The following is a 15729-nucleotide window of genomic DNA, read 5'->3' as shown; positions in this document are numbered from 1 at the left end:
CGTCTGTCCAAGCATAAACTATGGTTTTCCATATATTGGAGATCATAGGGTGCCGGGTTACATCGGACAACGGTTAGAGTTCACGGGGATTTTTACCTGACCAGGACCCGTCGGACGGAAAACGTTTTCGAGGGGCTGCTTCTGGCGTGACAGGCACGGGATCACAGACAATCGTCCTTGGAACGCTTCTGTTGGGACCGCTGGTTTACGCCTTCTGGCGCAGCCGCAAGGGAACGCGTGCAGACTACATTTTCAACTCGGGCCGAACGGGTTTGCTGGCCACCGTTGCCGGTATCATCTGCGGCAATATCGGCATTGGTACATTCGTTGCCCTGGTGCTGTTTTCCGCGGCAAGCCCGGTCATCGGCCTGTCGCTCGCGCTGGCTTACGGTACCGGGCTGCTGATGTGTGCCCTTGTCGCTCCGGGTGTGCACAGACTGTCGCAAAAATACGGTGTGAGGGGACTGATTGACCTCATCGTGGTCACCCACAATGTGCGGCACCCGATCCTGATATGGGTGCCGGTTGCCTTTGTCTTTCTTCTGCGGGCCTCGGTGCAATTGATTGCCCTGGCCGTTATCCTGACGGCTGTCCTTCCAATTCCCCCGCTTGCGGCGGTCGTGCTCGCAACATTCTTTGCAGGGGCCTATACGGCGATTGGCGGTTACCGGGTGGCAACGGAAACCGACATTCCGCAGGCTGTGGTCATTCTCGTCGGCATTGCGATCCTCGGGATGTGGAACATGGAAGCGCCTTCGCGGGAGCTCGTGTTTTTCGACCTTGGTCCCTACCGCTTTCCGATCCTGATCGGCATCTGGCTGTTCATACCGGCAAGCGCGGTTCTGGCCGTCGACAACTGGCAGCGGATGGCGACCGCACGCGAGCCGTCGGTTGCCCGGCGTGCATTCCTGCTCGGAGCCCCGATATGCCTTGCGGGATACCTCATTATCGTCTGGCTAGGGCTGCACAGCATGCCTGGCGGGGACGTAATGCAGATCCTGCACACGTCGGTGCCGCAGACCTGGATATGGCTTGTCGACCTGATGCTCATCGCCGTGGTGATGTCGACGATGGACACGTTCGTGATGCCGCTGATGGCCGGTCTGGAGCGGACAGAGCTGTCGCTGGGGAGATTGCAGCTGATCGTTGCCGCGCTGTTCACGTTGCTCGGTCTTTCAGCGGCCTTGTTCGCGGATGTCCTGAACTCGATCATTTCCGCCTTCAGTTCGCTGGCGGTGTTCTTGCCGGTTGTCTGGGCGTCGGTTCGCGGCCGGCGTGTGAGCGCGCCGGCGGCAATCGTGTCCCTGAATGTCGGGATCGCGGTCACCGTGCTGCTGACAACAGTGGACCTGAATTCCGCGGCGTTGGCTGGCTGCCTTTTGTCCTGGCTGCTGTATGAGACAGTGTCACGCTTTGCTCCGGGCCAGTCACTGGCGCTTCGCAAGGTTGCTGAAAGAGACGCGTGAGCTTGACGCTTCGCCGCCTGAGTATCTGCGGTTTCCGTTCAAGCTCTCCCATATGGGACATTTGCAGCCTACAAAGTTCGTCTACTCCTTCCCGAGTTTCGGCTCAAAGGAGACAATCTGATGAAATACGCCTACGCTCTTGCAGCTGGCCTTCTGCTGGGTCTGCCGGCAGAATTTGCGACAGCACAGTCGCGCTCCAATGAGGGAGTGACAGGTCAACCACAGGCCTGTCCGTTCAACCATCCTGTTGGTTGCTTCATCAAGACCGGGTCCAAGGGGCCGGTGAAGTCCGTCTACTTCTTCAACGACTACAAGCAAAACCGGTGCGGGGTTCATACGCAGGTTTGCCCGGAAGGGCGCAAGTGCTTCACGCGCACGGAGAAACTGAGCCTGAACACCGCGACGGGAGAATTCTATTCAAGCCGGATCAATGGAGCGGTCACCGTGACGAACAGTTACGGGTTCTCGACCAAGACGATTGGGGCCGGTTATCCCGCCTTCATGCGGGCGAAGGTCAAATATGTCGGGAAAAACGGCAAGGCGAGAACCAGCACATTGTCCTTCAAGGCGTCGTCTGAAGGGTGCTGACGAGCGTTCATGGTTCGCAGCAATCAGCTCCTGCCAGCTTGAAGGCCAAGGTTCTGTTTTTCAAGGAACGCTTGTTGTCCCGAAAGGTCACCTCCCTGCGCAAAAGCGCAGGGAGCACCATAAATCATCAGCGAGATGCCGATGGCTGCAATAATCTTGCTGATCATCCGTTTGCTCCCGAAAAATCAAACCTGGAAAGCGGCAGGCTCCGGATCCGTTCGCCGGTGAGAACAGCTACGGCATTTGCGACTGCCGGCGGCACGCCTGGAAGCCCAGGTTCGCCGACACCTCCCATCGGTGCACCGCTCTCCACGATACGGACATGAACGCGCGGCATGCGCTCTGGAGGCAGGATCGGATACATGTCGTAATTGCGGGCTTCGGGCATACCATCGGTGTAGACGACCTCTTCCAGCAACGCGGAAGAAAGACCGAGTGCCACGGCGGAGTTTACCTGAGCTTCGATAATCGCAGGATTGACGATGCTGCCCGGATCGATCGCAACCCAGACATCGTGAACGACCACTTCGCCGCCATCCAGGGAGACTTCTGCAATCGTTGCGACTTCGCTGCCGAAAGGAGATGCCATGGCAACACCGCGGGCGCGCCGCGTTCCGTCTTGCGCCTCAAAGGGGCCCCTTTTCCAACCGCCGGACAAGTCACCAACTGTCTGCAGCAGTGTCTTGTGACGTGGGCTGTGGTCCAGCAACTTGAGACGCAGTTCAAAGGGGTCCTGCTCGCCCGCATCAGCCATTTCGTCGAAAAAGGACTCATAGAAGAAATCATTCATCGAATGACCGACGGAACGCCAGAAACCTATGATGGCCGGATCGTCGACATGGATCTGGCCCACACGCTTGTTTGCGATCGCGTAGGGCTTGCCGGCAATTCCTTCGACCGATGAGCTGTCGACCTTGTCCGGCTGACGACCGTACCAGCGTCCGGTGGGGCCTTCGCCGACGGCAACCGCGTCGAAAGCCAGGGGATGGCCATCCGGGCCGATCGCAGCCCTGAACCGCACCGTGCCAATTGGCCGAAGAGCATCGCGCAGGAATTCTTCCTCGCGGCTCCAAAGGAGTTTTACCGGGCGGCCTGCCGCCTTGGACAGCAGGATCGCCTGCGGATAGGGATTTGCCGTCTGATAGAGGAAATGTCGGCCGAAGAAGCCCCCGAGCATCGGGGAATGAACAATGACCTTGTCCGCAGATATCCCGGCCACCTTCGCGGCATCGGCCTGGAACATCTCGGGAGCCTGGTTCGGGACCCACATTTCCAGCGTCCCGTCGTCATTCCAGCGCACAAGCGCAGAGGGCGGCTCAAGCTGACCGTGAGCCAGATAGGGGGCGTCATAGGCGGCTTCGATCACCTTGGCGGATGATGCTAGCGCGGCATCGGCATCTCCTTCGGCTTCAAACGCGATCCCTTGACCAGCTGTCGCCTTGAGCATTTCCTTGTGCGCTTCGGAGGAGAAGGTGTCCGGCATGGCGCGAGCGGTACCTGCGGGAGCTTCTGTCCACTCGACTTCCAGCTTCTCAACGGCCATCCGGGCGCGCCACCAGCTGTCGGCCAGAACCGCAACGGCACCGGGTAATTTGTGAAGGGAATGCACGCCTGGCATCGCCGCGACGTCTGCCTCATTGGCGAATGCGCCAGGTTGCTGGCCAAGACGTGGCGCATGTTGTACCGCACCGTAGAGCATATCATCGACCGAAAGATCGATCGCGTATTGCGCCCGTCCCGTGGACTTGTCGAGAACGTCCAGCCTGTCGTGCGGCTTTCCGATCCAGCGGAATTCATCCTTCGACCGCAATTCGACTGTTTCCGGCACCGGAAGTTTCGCCGCAGCTGTCGCAAGGTCTCCATAGGGGATCGATTGCCCGGAGGCCGCATGAACCACTTTCCCGGGTTCGGTCGTGAGGGTTTCAATCGGCACGCCAAGGCGATCAGAGGCGGCTTGCAGCAGCATCTGACGGGCAGTCGCACCAAGCTTGCGCATGGCGTCATAGCTCATGCGCACGGACATGCTGCCGCCGGTAAAGCGAATTTGCCCGCCGATCAGCAGGTAGTCCGGTCCCGGGGGCGCCGTTTCAACTTGAAAGTTGCCCGGTTCTACATCCAGTTCCTCACCGACGATCTGGGCCATCGCGGTGTAGATACCCTGCCCGCCTTCCACAAAAGCGCTGCGGAATTTCACCGTGCTGTCGGCCAGAATTTCCAGGAAGGCATCGATCCTGGTACCCGGCGTGGCCTGGCCGGCCTGCGCAATCGCCCGCCCGGTTCCAGCAGGAAGAGATACGGTCAGAACCAGCGCGCTGATAGAACCGGCGAGAAAGCCACGGCGCGAGACGTTCAGCGGGCGCGCTGTGTTTATGTCGGCGCGCGTGAAACCGGAATTTTCTTCAATTTTCATGGGAGCGCCTCCTTAAGCTTCAGCGGCCTGACGCACGGCTTTCGAAATCGCATTGTAAGTGCCGCATCGGCACAGATTGGTCATTGCTGCGGCAATGTCGTCTTCCGAGGGGCTCGCGTTTTCCTTGAGAAGGGACGTGGCAGCCATGACCTGGCCAGACTGGCAATAGCCACATTGCGGCACCTGGTTTTCCACCCAGGCGTCGACCACTTTCCTCCCGATCGGATCTTGTTCAATTGCTTCGATTGTCGTGATCTCGGAACCGGCGACACTTTCGACCGGGGTGACACAGGTACGGGTCGCGTAACCGTCGACAAGCACCGTGCAGGCTCCGCATTGAGCAAGGCCACATCCGTATTTGGTACCGGTCATTCCGAGCGTGTCCCGCAATACCCACAGCAGCGGGGTGTCGGGTTCAACGTCAACCTCGTGCCGGGATCCATTGATGTTCAGTTCCATGGTGCCTCTCCTCGAGCTTTCATGAAGGCGTGCCGACGGCTGATTGCGCAACGCGGCATCATGCTTGCGTCCGTTTCGCTTCAGGCAGCGTCATGCCCGGCGCGTCACGGGTAATATGAAGTCATCAGGCCGGGGGATTAAGGCGCGTCTCTTGAAACGAGTTATGATCTGACCTCATGAAACGAACCGGGCGAACCAACTGAATGTCCCTGGCCTGCACACAGCGACAGCCCGCTGACAAAGCAGGCAAGGTCTGGTCATTGAGCGATGTCGAGGGCGCTTCTGCCGCCGGCGTCACACTGTCGGTCGGGTCCCACGACGACTGACGAACAGCATGGCTGCAACGCCGATCAGGCTGCTGACGGTGCTGACAATGACCGCCCCATGCCAGCCGGCAAAAAAGCCCTCGACCGTCGGTTCTGCAATCAGAAGGGAGACAAGTGCAATGCCGATGGCCGAACCGAGGTAGCGGGCCGTGTTGTTGGCGGCGGACCCCATGGCACTGCGTTCTGGGGGGACCGTCTGCACAGCTTCGTGGCCCAGGGAAGCGTTCAGGACGCCATTGGCCAGCCCGGCGATGAACAGACCGGGAAGAACGGCTGCCCATGTCTTATCGGCATCAGCGGCAATCAGCAGGAACTGGGCAAGTGCACAACCGAGAATGGCCCAGATAACCCTTTGTCGAGACGTGAACCGGTCCGGCAGCAGGCGTGCCGCAAGAGTGGCGATAACGGTGACCCCGGACCAGGCGACAAGAACAACGGCAGCAAACAGCGGTTCCATTCCAAGGCCGCGGACCAGAACGGTCGGAACCATGGACATAAGGGCAAGCACACCCGCGCCCGAGGCGAAGGCCGCAATTGTGGCTCCCGTGAAATTGGCATCACCGAAAAGATCCAGTGTCAGGATAGGATTTCTGACCCGTTTTTCGATCGCCACGAAAATCGCGACGAGCAGAAGACCGGAAGCCGAAAGGGTTACGACCGTCATCGCTGACCCGACCCGCGCCTCGGTCAATGCCGAAAGAAGGCACCCGAGCCCGGTCATCAGGACGGCGCTTCCTGCCAGGTCGACCTTCTGACCGCTGGGTTGGCTTTCCGGAAGGCGTGCCCGGGCCGCGAGGGCGAGCAGGGCCGAGGTCACCGCTATCAGCCAGTGTATCGCGGCCCAGCCCGAAACCCCGAGCAGGAGCGATGCGATGATCGGACCTGCGGCCACACCGCCGCCAAGTGCCGCCGCCCAGATAGCCGCTGCATGCCGGCGCGCTTCTCCCTGGTAGATCTGTCCGAGCAACCCGAGGCCACAGGCCATGATGCCGGCACTTCCAAGGCCCTGCACGATGCGCATGAGGATCAGAAACAGGCCGCTGGTGGAAAGCGCTGCGGCAACCGACGACAGAACCGTGAGCCACAGTCCGCCGGTGAACGTCATTCGTCGGCCGAGTGTGTCGCCGAGGGCGCCTGCGGTCAGCAGGCCGCAGGCCGCCCCCAGTGGCATGCCGCCCATGACCCACGCCTGACCGGCCGACGACAGGTTCAGTTCACGTGTCATCGCTTCCAGCGTCGTCAGCGGCGCGGTGAAGACGACGAGTGCAAGGAACGTCGCGAAGGCTATGATGATCAGGGCCCCGGCAGGGGGATGAGCTTCAGATGTCACTGTCTTTCCGGTCTCGATGGGATGTCTCCCGGATCACCTTGTGGCGGATCCAGATGGTTCCGTCGTCGAATGTGCTGGAGGAAATGAGTTCGAGCCTGCGTGCATCACGCGGTTGCGTATGCTCGTAAATGGCTGGAATGCCACTCTGTCCATCAATAACCGGGAAGACGAGTGTGCTGGTTTCATCGATCATGTCGGCTGCCAGAAACGCGCCGTTGAGAGTACCGCCACCTTCCAGCAACAGACGCCGGCAATCGAAGGCTTTCGAAATCCTTGTCAGCGCACCGGACAGGTCGGTTCCCTCCGCACCGGCAAAGAAAACGGATATGCCGCGCGCGTACAGGTCCTGGACGTGGTCGTCCGCAACTCTATCCGACAGCACGATCACGAGATGATCGCCATCGAGGTCTCCGGTTTCGGGGCGTAGACGCCCGGTGCGGTCAAAGCAGATCGCGACCTTGTTTCCAGAAGAGCCGGCTATGAGATCCGGACGCGAACCCGGACCTGCAGAGACGCGGGGTTCAGCTGAGGCAATGAAATCTTCCATTGTGCGCCGACCGACAATCCAGCCGTCGCTGTCCAGACGTTCGGCAGCGCTTTCATAGGCTGTCATGACTTCTTCCTCGCTGACCGGCCAGCGACCGGGAAGAAGGCGGCCGTCGAGAGAGGTGATCATGTGGCAGATGATGAAGGGGCGTTGCATCTGATGCGTTGCTTCCGGTTTCAAGGCGCTTGGGAGGCAAGTCGAATTTGGAGCTGACACAATACCCCGCAGACCGGATGGAAAATATGCCCTGAGCCCAGCTTGCACTGATGAGAAGGACTCATGAAACAAGCCGGATTTCGTTGACGGAATTGGCTCAACACCAGCTTCAATCGAACACAGGGGTAAATACAACCATACCGATGTATGAGCGATGAGACCTGCCGTACAATGGTTCCACGGTGCCCTTTCCCGCAGGCTGATGACGTCACCGCAGGCACCGCCTGCATCAGCTACGGGGAACAACATGTCCATGAAATCTGTCACGCGACGCTTCGTTCTTGAAGGACTGGCATCGGCCCCCGCGATCGGCGGGGCCGTATCCATCGTTATGCAACCGACCCCCGCCACGGCGGAAGAAATCAGGGGAACAAGCCAGATGACCGCGCAATTCGTTACCACTGCAGACGGCACCGAAATCTTTTACAAGGATTGGGGTCCGAAAAATGCCCAGCCGATCCTGTTTCACCACGGCTGGCCGCTTTCTGCCGATGACTGGGACGCCCAGATGATGTTCTTTCTGGCGAAGGGGTACCGGGTGCTGGCTCACGACCGGCGCGGCCACGGCCGCTCGACCCAGACCTTCGACGGCAACGAGATGGACACTTACGCCGATGACGTGAAGGCGCTGGTGGAAGCGCTGGACCTGCAAAACGTCATCCACGTCGGCCACAGTACCGGCGGTGGCGAGGTGGCCCGCTACCTCGGCCGTCACGGTACTGCCCGTGCTTCCAAGGCCGTGCTGCTGGGCGCTGTACCTCCGCTGATGGTCAAGACGGCGGCCAATCCGGGCGGTCTGCCGCTGGAAGTGTTCGACGGTTTCCGGGAAACCTTTCTGGCCAACCGTTCTCAGTTCTTCCACGATATTCCGGCAGGCCCGTTCTACGGTTTCAACCGGCCGGGTGCCGTCGTCAGCCAGGGCATCGTCGACAATTGGTGGCGCCAGGGCATGATGGGGGGAGCAAAGGCTCATTACGATTGCATCAAGGCGTTTTCCCAGACCGACTTTACGGAAGATCTGAAAAAAATCGATATCCCGGTTCTGGTCATGCATGGCGACGACGACCAGATCGTCCCGATCGGGGCCTCGGCGCTGGAAAGCATCAAGCTGCTGCCGAAGGGCACGCTGAAGGTCTATGAGGGGCTGCCGCACGGCCTTGCAACCACCCATCCGGACATCGTCAATCCCGATCTTCTGGAGTTCTTCGTCCAGCCGGCGTGAGGACTCGGTTTCAGCCAGATAAACGGGAGGACGGCAGCGTCCTCCCAATCATGTTTGCACCGCTGCAGAGGCAACGGGCAGCTCCACCTGGAACCGTGCACCGCCGAGCGGTGAACCGTCCGCCAGGATCCTGCCGCCATGACCTTCCACGATATTGCGGCAGATGGACAGGCCGATGCCAAGTCCGGTCTGTTTGGTGGTGTAGAAGCTTTCGAATATTCGCTCGCGCATCTCCGCCGGAATGCCGGCACCGGTATCTTCCACGCGGATGACAACCCTGTTGTCCACCTGCGAGGTCGTGACTTCGATCAGCGGGAAGGGAATGTTCTTGCGGGCAAGTTCCTGGACGGCGTTGAGAATGAGATTGACCACCACCTGCTGGATCTGCACCCGGTCGACGAGGACATCCGGCAGGCCGTCCTTCAGCGCGGTTCGTGTATTTGTGCCGTGGGCTTGCAGCTCGTGGGAAAGAAAAACCAGAGCCTCCTCGATGATCCGATTGACTGATGCTGCAAGCTGCTGGGTCTCCCGCTTGGTGGCCATGGAGCGGATCCGGGACACGATGTCGGCCGCGCGCCTGGCATCGCAGACCATCGCCTCGTTGATGGCCATCAGTTCCTCAAGATCGGGGTCGGGCCGCTTCAGCCAGCGGCCGGCAGCTGACCCGTTTGCGGCGATTGCCGCCAGTGGTTGGTTGACCTCATGGGCGATGGAGGCTGCCAGTTCTCCGAGCACCGAAAGCCGGGAAGCATGCGCGAACTCGGCCTGAAGCTTTTGCAGGGCGGACTTTGCCTCGACTTCATCCGTGATGTCGACGAGCCCGACAAGCGTCATCTTCCTTGCCCGCAGGATCGGCGAGGCATTGACCAGGAACATCGTGTCGAACTCGCTTCCGTCGAGGCGGCAGTTCCGGGCACGGACTTCGAACGGGGTTGCCGAGGCGAAGCTGTGCTGAAGCACGGCCCGGAAGGCCTCTTCACCAGACGCTGGCCAGAAGCGGGATACTGTCTGACCTATGAGGTCCTCTGCCGTTTCCGCTCCAAGTATCTTGAGAGCGGCTGTATTGACCTCAACGATGAGGCAGCCCTCCATGGCGCGCCTGAGATCCTCCGGATGGTCGTCAAGATGAGCGCCCATGTCGGTAATGCCTCGGACATGCAAGTCGTCATAGAAGCCAAGCAAGCCCGCAGTATCGAGCTGGAACAAGGCCGTGGACATGGCCTGGAAAAGATCGCGGAAACGCAGTTCCGACTGTCTCAGTTCCTCTTCCGCCTTGACGCGGTCGGTAAGGTCAATGACACCGACCAGAACCGAGCCACGACCATGATGGCCCTCCGGCCAACACACGGTGAAGAGCGCATCGATCAGCTGCCCGTCGAGCGTCGACAGCCGGGTTTCGGTCTGCAGGTTCGGTTCACGCCGCAGGGCGGCCAGCAAGGATCGGGCATAGATGGTCCGGCTTTCCTGCGGCCAGAATGGTGAGATGTTCCGGCCGATCATGCCGTCCCGGTCCTTGCCCCCGAACAGCCGCACTGTCGCATCATTGACATCCAGGATCGTCGTGCGGGCAATGGCCTCGTCGATAAACTCGGGATGGTTTTGAAAATAGGCCGCGAAATCGGTGACGCCGGATTGTAGCAGGCCGCCGATCATCTGGCGGACTTCGGTGAAGTCCAGTTCCCAGAACGAGGCGGCCATCGCCTGGAACACGTTGGTATACTGGTGGGTGAGTGTGCGGACGGAGATTTCCGCATCACTCAACGCGGTGATGTCGCGTCCGTATTCGATGATCCACTCGGACTGCCCGTCTGCCGCAGGCACCATCGCCCAGGTCGTTTCGACGGTGAGAGTGTTGCCGGAGGCGGTGGTGCGTTCCAGATCACCGTCCCAGGCCCGGTGCGTTGCGAAAGTCTGCTGCAGGGCCTGGACGGGTTGAGGATGCCGGCTTTGCAGCAGTGTGTTCAGCTCCTGCCCGAGTACTTGAGCCGATGTCCAGCCATAGAGCGTTTCGCTCGCCCGGTTCCAGTAGGCGATACGCCAGGTTCCGTCACACAGGACGACGCTTTGCGGGGCATGGTCCAGAAGGGCGGTTGCTGCTGCGTCAGGGCGCTGCAAATCAGAAAGAGGGATAGGTCCTTCCAGCATGCGGCATCTCCCGTTCAGTCGGCAAGGGCCTGCTCGATCGTGTTGAGTAAGTCGTCGGTATCGAAGGGTTTCCGGAATACCGAGTAGGCTCCCGAGGCCTCCGCCCGGTCAAGCAGATTCTGCTCGGTCTTGGCGGTGATCATGATCACGGGGACCTGGCAATCCAGATCGTCTAGCCGGTCTTTCAACTCGATGCCGGACATGCCCGGCATGTGAATGTCCGTAATGATCAGATCGGTGTCGCCAAGCACCGCGCGGTTCAGGAAAAGATCGGCGGTGGCAAAGGTCGAAACGCGCATTCCCACTGAACGAAGCAGCGACGAAATGGCGTTGCGCAGCGATTCATCGTCATCGATGACCGCCACGCAGGCTGCCTCAAAGGTCATGACTGTCGAGCCTCGCCAATCCGGAGGCATCCACATGAGGGTCTTTCAGACCGAGGATCTGGGCCATGCGCACAAGGTCGGCCAGGGTTCTGGCTCTCATTTTTTTCATCATCGTTCCACGGTGGATCTTTACTGTGATTTCGCTGAGGTCGAGATCCGCTGCGACCTGCTTGTTGAGGCGTCCGGCGCAGACACGTGTCATCACCTGACGTTCGCGCGGGGTCAGGCTCTCGTACAGAGCCTGCAACTGGTCTTTTTCCCGATTGTCGGTCCGATTGCGGCTGTCGCGTTCGATTGCAATTGCCACCGCATCCAGAAGGTCCTGATCCCGAAAAGGCTTCGGCAAAAAGTCGACTGCACCCGCCTTCATCGCGCTGACGGACATCGGGATATCTCCGTGGCCGGTCATCATGATGGCCGGCATACGGATCCCGAGATCCTCCAGTTGGCGTTGAAAGTCGAGACCGCTCATGCCGGGCAGGCGCACATCGAGCAAAAGACACCCCGGAGTGTCGTTGTTGCCGGCCTCAAGAAAAGCCGCGACGGACACGTATGGCCTCGCCTCAAGACCAACTGACCGGAACAGCCGGACCAGGGCTTCGCGTAGCGAGGTGTCATCGTCGATGATGTGAACAATCGGATTGTCAGTCATGGCCAAGTCCTCGCATGGGCCCGCAGTCCGTTCAATCATACGCCAGTATGAGTGCAGCATCCTGGCAGATAATGGTTCCGGGACCCGTCTTGGCTCACCTTCTAGCCATCAGCCGGAAAGGCAAGCGATCCGGCCCTATTCGGCAAGGAGCAGAGGAGACGGACATGCTCGACAAGATTGCAGAAAATGATGCCCTGACGGCACCGACCCAATTCATCGAAACCGGTGGCAGAACTCTGGCTTACAGGTCTATCGGCAAAGGCAAGCCGATCCTGCTGGCAACGCGCTTTCGCGGCACTCTGGATCTCTGGGATCCGGCCTTCCTGAACGGGCTTGCCGAAAACGGCTTTCGTGTCATCACCTTCGACTATTCCGGCCTTGGCCTGTCCACTGGTACGCCCAGTTACAATCCCCTGGAGATGGCCGCAGATCCGCGTGATCTTATCCAGGCGCTGGGCCTGAAGGACGTGATCCTGCTCGGTTGGTCGATCGGCGGCATGGCGGCCCAGGTGGCGCTGACGCTTTATCCGCAGGAGATCAGCCACCTTGTGCTCTTGGGCTCGACACCTCCGGGCGATCTGGTGAAACCGGCAGAGCAGCTTTTTTACGATCTTGCCGGCAAGGACGTGAACGACTTCGAAGACGTGGTTGCCCTTTTCTTCGAACCGAAATCGGATTCAAGCCGTGCGGCCGCAAGCCGGTCCCAGGCACGCATCGAAGCGCGTGAGGGCGATACCAGCCCGGCAGTTCCGATAGATTTTGCACGGGCTCGCATTGCCGGTGGTCCGGCCAATCCGGCTTTCCCGGCGCCGCCGGTGATGGAGATGCTGAAGACGACCAGCGTGCCGATCCTGCATATCGGTGGAGATCACGACATCATCTTCCCGGTCGAGAACTGGTACGCGCTGAACGGGGTTCTGCCGACAGTCACACTGGTGACTTACCCCAGTGCAGGCCATGGGCCCCAGCATCAGCATCCTGAACTGACGGCGGACATCATCGCCAGTTTTGTCCGCAACGCCTGATGAAGGTTGAAACTTCGGCGCCGGCAGATTTCGGTTCGAAATTGCCGGCGCTGAAGCTCCCGGGGGCACAGATCTCATCCTGCCGCTCACGGCACGTCAGATTGGATTGTTCAATAATCGATTACAATGTGATCTGATTTTGATGGCTTATAATCAGATAAGTAGACGATATCTTTTAACCAGGCCCGGACGAATAAGGAAAGGTCCGGCAAAACAGGAGAACTGAAAATGGCAAATCTCGATGTATCGGCCGCACCTGAAGGCGGCTCGTCACTCACCCGCAGTCTGGACGGCGCCGTGCCGCTCGCCGCACGCCTGCTGATCGCCCCTCTGTTTCTGCTTTCCGGCATTTCCAAACTTGGTTCTGCAGAAGCTACCATCGCCTGGATCGATGCAGCAGGCCTGCCCTTCGCAACGCTCGCCTATATCGGCGCAGTTGCGGTTGAAATCGTCGGCAGTCTGGCACTGGTCGCAGGCTATCAGACCCGTCTCGTTGCCGCAGTCATGGCACTCTTTACTGTTGCAGCAGCACTGGCCTTCCACAATCAGCTCGGTGATCAGAACCAGTTCATCCACTTCTTCAAGAACATATCGATCGCCGGTGGACTGTTGCAGATCGTAGCCTATGGCGCCGGCCGCTTTAGCGTCGATGCCCGGATCGGAACTCGACTGCAGTAATCGCGTCCCTGTAAAAACTGAAAAACGCTTCACGGCCTCCGCTCATCCCGGAGGCCGTGCGCGTTTGTGCCGGGTGCAATAGGGCGTGAAATGAACCGCAATCGCGCCCAGGCAATACTGTGCCCCCATGCGAAGAGATGTCATACTCCTGTCCATGATGCGGCGTGGAGTTCCAAAACAAGACATCTTCTTTGTCACCGCCAAAGACGGCGCGCGCATTGCCTGCGCCTCGTCAGGACGTGGGCCAACCATCGTTCGAGCCGCGCACTGGCTGACCCATATCTCCCGCGATCTTGACAGTCCCGTCTGGCAACACTGGCTTGCCGAGTTGACTGGCTTCGGACGTCTCGTGCGATACGACCTTCGCGGCTGTGGTCTTTCTTCGCGAAACGTCTCCGAGATCAGCTTCGAGGCCTGGCTGTCGGACCTGGAAGCCGTGACCGAAGCAATCGACGAACCCTTTACCCTGCTTGGCATGTCTCAGGGTGCCGCGCTTTCCATCGCTTACGCGCTTCGCCATCCGGACAAGGTGGAACGACTGGTCTTGATCGGCGGTTACGCGCGCGGACTGTTGGCTCGCGACACCAGCGACAGGGCGAGACTGGAAGCGGCCACGCTGACCAACCTGATGCGGCTGGGGTGGGGCAGGGACGATACTGCTTTCAATCAGGTTTTTACCCATCTCTTCATTCCGGACGGAACGCTTGCGCAGCACAAATGGTGGCGGTCGCTTGAGCAAGACACCGCATCTGCAGACATTGCGGCCCGGACCATGGAAACGCTGCATCGTATCGACGTCCTGAACCTGGCTTCGCGACTGAAAGTGCCGACGCTGGTGCTGCACGCAAATGGCGACGCACGCGTTCCCTTTGCTCAGGGACGCGAGCTTGCCATGACCATCCCGGATGCCAAATTCGTGCCCCTGGACAGCAACAATCACGTATTGCTGGACACGGAACCTGCGTGGAACGTTCTACTTTCTTCCTTGCGGGACTTCCTCGGCACTTCCGACGACATGGCTGTATCCGACACCGATTTCGGGCTCACCACCGCGGAGGAGCAGGTGCTGACTTTGGTGGCGAAGGGGCTAAGCAATTCGGAAATTGCGGAGCTTCTGGACAAAAGTGAAAAGACCGTGAGAAATCAGGTCTCTTCGCTCTTCGACAAGGTTGGGGTGCACACCCGTTCCGAATTGATCGTGCGCGTTCTGTCGGCACAGACGGGACAAACACCCTAGGCAACACGTCACTTTATCAAGCGCAGCGGGACATCGATCTCATGTGCGCCGGTCGGTTTTGGCGTCTGATCTCCACAGATCAAGCCGAAGAGGGACCGGAAGATGAGACAAGCAATCCAAAAAGACACCACGGCGGCAATTGCCGCGCTCGTTTTTGCGACCCTGTTCTGGTCGGGAAACTTTATTGCCGGCCGTGCGATCCGCGGTGAGATCACGCCGCTGGAACTCAACACGATCCGGTGGGGGCTTTGCCTGGCGATGATGCTGCCTTTCACGTTGCGAGGCCTGGTCTCCTATCGCCGGGAGCTTGTTGCCTCATGGCGCGTGGTCGCATTGCTTGGGATCACCGGCATCGCCGCGTTTCACACGATGGTCTACCAGGCGCTCTCGCAGACAGCCGCGGTGAACTGTCTCCTGATCCTGGCGCTGGCTCCGGTCGCGACTGTTGCCGGTGGAATGATCTGGAGCGGGTTCCGGCCGACCTTGTTTCAGATCGCCGGGCTGCTTGTGTCGCTGCTGGGTGCCTCGGTTCTGGTCCTGGCTGGCGGAAACGTCGGCGTGTCCCTTCTTCAGGTTGATACCGGCAAGGTCTGGATGCTCGGCGCGATTGTGATCTGGGCCTGGTATACGCTTTTGCTTCGCCACAAGCCGTCCGCCGTGCCGCAAAGCGTGACACTGGTGGCAAGCATTCTGGTGGCGCTTTGCGTGATGGCGGCTTTCCTCCTCGTACGCGGGGTGGAACGGCCTGAGTTCACCGAAGAGTCGCTGGTGGCTGTCGCCTATATTGCGGTTTTTGCGTCGGCGATCGGGTTTCTGCTGTGGTCCTACGGCATTGGCATCATCGGCCCGGAACGCGGCGGGCAATTTGTCCACCTGATGCCGATCTTCGGCAGCATTCTGGCAGTGCTCCTGCTGGGGGAGCAGCTGACTTTTTCACTCCTCGCAGGAGCGGCATTCGTCGTCGCCGGCATCGTACTAGTCAATCGATGACAGACACGGAACTTGGCAAAGGCCAGCCTTTGCATGGTGATGTGGTACGCGG

General features: G+C 59.8%; 15 protein-coding genes. 7 read left to right on the top strand and 8 right to left on the bottom strand.

What is annotated here, in order from left to right; genetic code table 11:
* Positions 1-146 precede the first annotated feature (146 nt).
* A complete protein-coding gene (locus FIV03_RS03915; protein WP_152508738.1) occupies positions 147-1466 on the top strand; it encodes a hypothetical protein in 1320 nt (439 codons plus the stop codon).
* 120 nt (positions 1467-1586) lie between these two features.
* Entirely contained in the window at positions 1587-2054 is a 468-nt protein-coding gene (locus tag FIV03_RS03910; RefSeq protein ID WP_055657093.1) for a hypothetical protein, read from the top strand.
* A 23-nt stretch (positions 2055-2077) separates the two neighbouring features.
* Here the strand turns inward: FIV03_RS03910 and FIV03_RS31500 are convergent, their stop codons facing one another.
* The 5 genes from FIV03_RS31500 to FIV03_RS03890 all read right to left on the bottom strand — a co-directional run bounded on the left by FIV03_RS31500 (position 2078) and on the right by FIV03_RS03890 (position 7282).
* On the bottom strand, positions 2078-2221 hold the full coding sequence (locus FIV03_RS31500) for a hypothetical protein (RefSeq protein WP_173013764.1): 144 nt from the start codon (positions 2219-2221) through the stop codon (positions 2078-2080).
* Complete coding sequence (locus FIV03_RS03905) at positions 2218-4464, bottom strand: xanthine dehydrogenase family protein molybdopterin-binding subunit (RefSeq protein WP_152508737.1); 2247 nt, start codon at positions 4462-4464, stop codon at positions 2218-2220. Before FIV03_RS03905 ends, FIV03_RS31500 begins: the two co-directional genes overlap by 4 nt.
* Positions 4465-4476: 12 nt before the next feature.
* The gene (locus FIV03_RS03900; protein ID WP_152504859.1) at positions 4477-4923 is read right to left on the bottom strand and encodes a (2Fe-2S)-binding protein; all 447 of its coding nucleotides are present in this window, start codon (positions 4921-4923) and stop codon (positions 4477-4479) included.
* A gap of 294 nt (positions 4924-5217) precedes the next feature.
* Positions 5218-6579, bottom strand: coding sequence for an MFS transporter (locus FIV03_RS03895; protein WP_173013763.1), 1362 nt, complete (start codon positions 6577-6579; stop codon positions 5218-5220).
* Positions 6569-7282: a dihydrofolate reductase family protein gene (locus FIV03_RS03890; protein ID WP_152508735.1), complete on the bottom strand. Its 714-nt coding sequence runs from the start codon at positions 7280-7282 to the stop codon at positions 6569-6571. Before FIV03_RS03890 ends, FIV03_RS03895 begins: the two co-directional genes overlap by 11 nt.
* A gap of 439 nt (positions 7283-7721) precedes the next feature.
* Between FIV03_RS03890 and FIV03_RS03885 the strand changes: the two genes are divergently transcribed.
* Positions 7722-8564, top strand: coding sequence for an alpha/beta hydrolase (locus FIV03_RS03885; protein ID WP_228148114.1), 843 nt, complete (start codon positions 7722-7724; stop codon positions 8562-8564).
* 48 nt (positions 8565-8612) lie between these two features.
* On the opposite strand, the gene FIV03_RS03880 is transcribed toward FIV03_RS03885, so the two are convergent.
* From FIV03_RS03880 to FIV03_RS03870, 3 genes are read right to left on the bottom strand one after another with little or no spacing between them, the layout of a single operon-like run.
* Entirely contained in the window at positions 8613-10709 is a 2097-nt protein-coding gene (locus tag FIV03_RS03880) for a PAS domain S-box protein (protein WP_152508734.1), read from the bottom strand.
* A gap of 14 nt (positions 10710-10723) precedes the next feature.
* Positions 10724-11095, bottom strand: a complete 372-nt coding sequence (locus FIV03_RS03875) for a response regulator (RefSeq protein WP_152508733.1) — start codon at positions 11093-11095, stop codon at positions 10724-10726.
* Positions 11085-11747 (bottom strand): response regulator transcription factor, encoded by a 663-nt coding sequence (locus tag FIV03_RS03870; RefSeq protein WP_152508732.1) that lies wholly within the window; start codon positions 11745-11747, stop codon positions 11085-11087. Before FIV03_RS03870 ends, FIV03_RS03875 begins: the two co-directional genes overlap by 11 nt.
* A 164-nt stretch (positions 11748-11911) precedes the next feature.
* Here FIV03_RS03870 and FIV03_RS03865 point away from each other — a divergent pair, with 164 nt between their 5' ends.
* The 4 genes from FIV03_RS03865 (at position 11912) to FIV03_RS03850 (ending at position 15677) form a co-directional block, all read left to right on the top strand.
* Positions 11912-12772: an alpha/beta hydrolase gene (locus FIV03_RS03865; protein WP_152508731.1), complete on the top strand. Its 861-nt coding sequence runs from the start codon at positions 11912-11914 to the stop codon at positions 12770-12772.
* A 228-nt stretch (positions 12773-13000) separates the two neighbouring features.
* Complete coding sequence (locus tag FIV03_RS03860; RefSeq protein WP_152508730.1) at positions 13001-13450, top strand: DoxX family protein; 450 nt, start codon at positions 13001-13003, stop codon at positions 13448-13450.
* 127 nt (positions 13451-13577) lie between these two features.
* Complete coding sequence (locus FIV03_RS03855; protein ID WP_286202261.1) at positions 13578-14687, top strand: alpha/beta fold hydrolase; 1110 nt, start codon at positions 13578-13580, stop codon at positions 14685-14687.
* Between the two features lie 102 nt (positions 14688-14789).
* Positions 14790-15677: a DMT family transporter gene (locus FIV03_RS03850; protein ID WP_152508729.1), complete on the top strand. Its 888-nt coding sequence runs from the start codon at positions 14790-14792 to the stop codon at positions 15675-15677.
* Positions 15678-15729: the final 52 nt, after the last annotated feature.

Source organism: Labrenzia sp. THAF187b (genome assembly GCF_009363375.1).
Taxonomy (GTDB): Bacteria; Pseudomonadota; Alphaproteobacteria; order Rhizobiales; family Stappiaceae; genus Roseibium; species Roseibium algicola.
Note: the sequence above shows the minus strand (reverse complement) of the source record. Positions and strands in the feature narration are given on the sequence as shown.

Coding starts and splice junctions, on each gene's coding strand:
- FIV03_RS03910 (WP_055657093.1), top strand. CDS start 1,587: ATGAAATACGCCTACGCTCTTGCAGCTGGCCTTCTGCTGGGTCTGCCG.
- FIV03_RS31500 (WP_173013764.1), bottom strand. CDS start 2,221: ATGATCAGCAAGATTATTGCAGCCATCGGCATCTCGCTGATGATTTAT.
- FIV03_RS03905 (WP_152508737.1), bottom strand. CDS start 4,464: ATGAAAATTGAAGAAAATTCCGGTTTCACGCGCGCCGACATAAACACA.
- FIV03_RS03900 (WP_152504859.1), bottom strand. CDS start 4,923: ATGGAACTGAACATCAATGGATCCCGGCACGAGGTTGACGTTGAACCC.
- FIV03_RS03890 (WP_152508735.1), bottom strand. CDS start 7,282: ATGCAACGCCCCTTCATCATCTGCCACATGATCACCTCTCTCGACGGC.
- FIV03_RS03885 (WP_228148114.1), top strand. CDS start 7,722: ATGACCGCGCAATTCGTTACCACTGCAGACGGCACCGAAATCTTTTAC.
- FIV03_RS03880 (WP_152508734.1), bottom strand. CDS start 10,709: ATGCTGGAAGGACCTATCCCTCTTTCTGATTTGCAGCGCCCTGACGCA.
- FIV03_RS03875 (WP_152508733.1), bottom strand. CDS start 11,095: ATGACCTTTGAGGCAGCCTGCGTGGCGGTCATCGATGACGATGAATCG.
- FIV03_RS03870 (WP_152508732.1), bottom strand. CDS start 11,747: ATGACTGACAATCCGATTGTTCACATCATCGACGATGACACCTCGCTA.
- FIV03_RS03865 (WP_152508731.1), top strand. CDS start 11,912: ATGCTCGACAAGATTGCAGAAAATGATGCCCTGACGGCACCGACCCAA.
- FIV03_RS03860 (WP_152508730.1), top strand. CDS start 13,001: ATGGCAAATCTCGATGTATCGGCCGCACCTGAAGGCGGCTCGTCACTC.
- FIV03_RS03855 (WP_286202261.1), top strand. CDS start 13,578: ATGCGAAGAGATGTCATACTCCTGTCCATGATGCGGCGTGGAGTTCCA.
- FIV03_RS03850 (WP_152508729.1), top strand. CDS start 14,790: ATGAGACAAGCAATCCAAAAAGACACCACGGCGGCAATTGCCGCGCTC.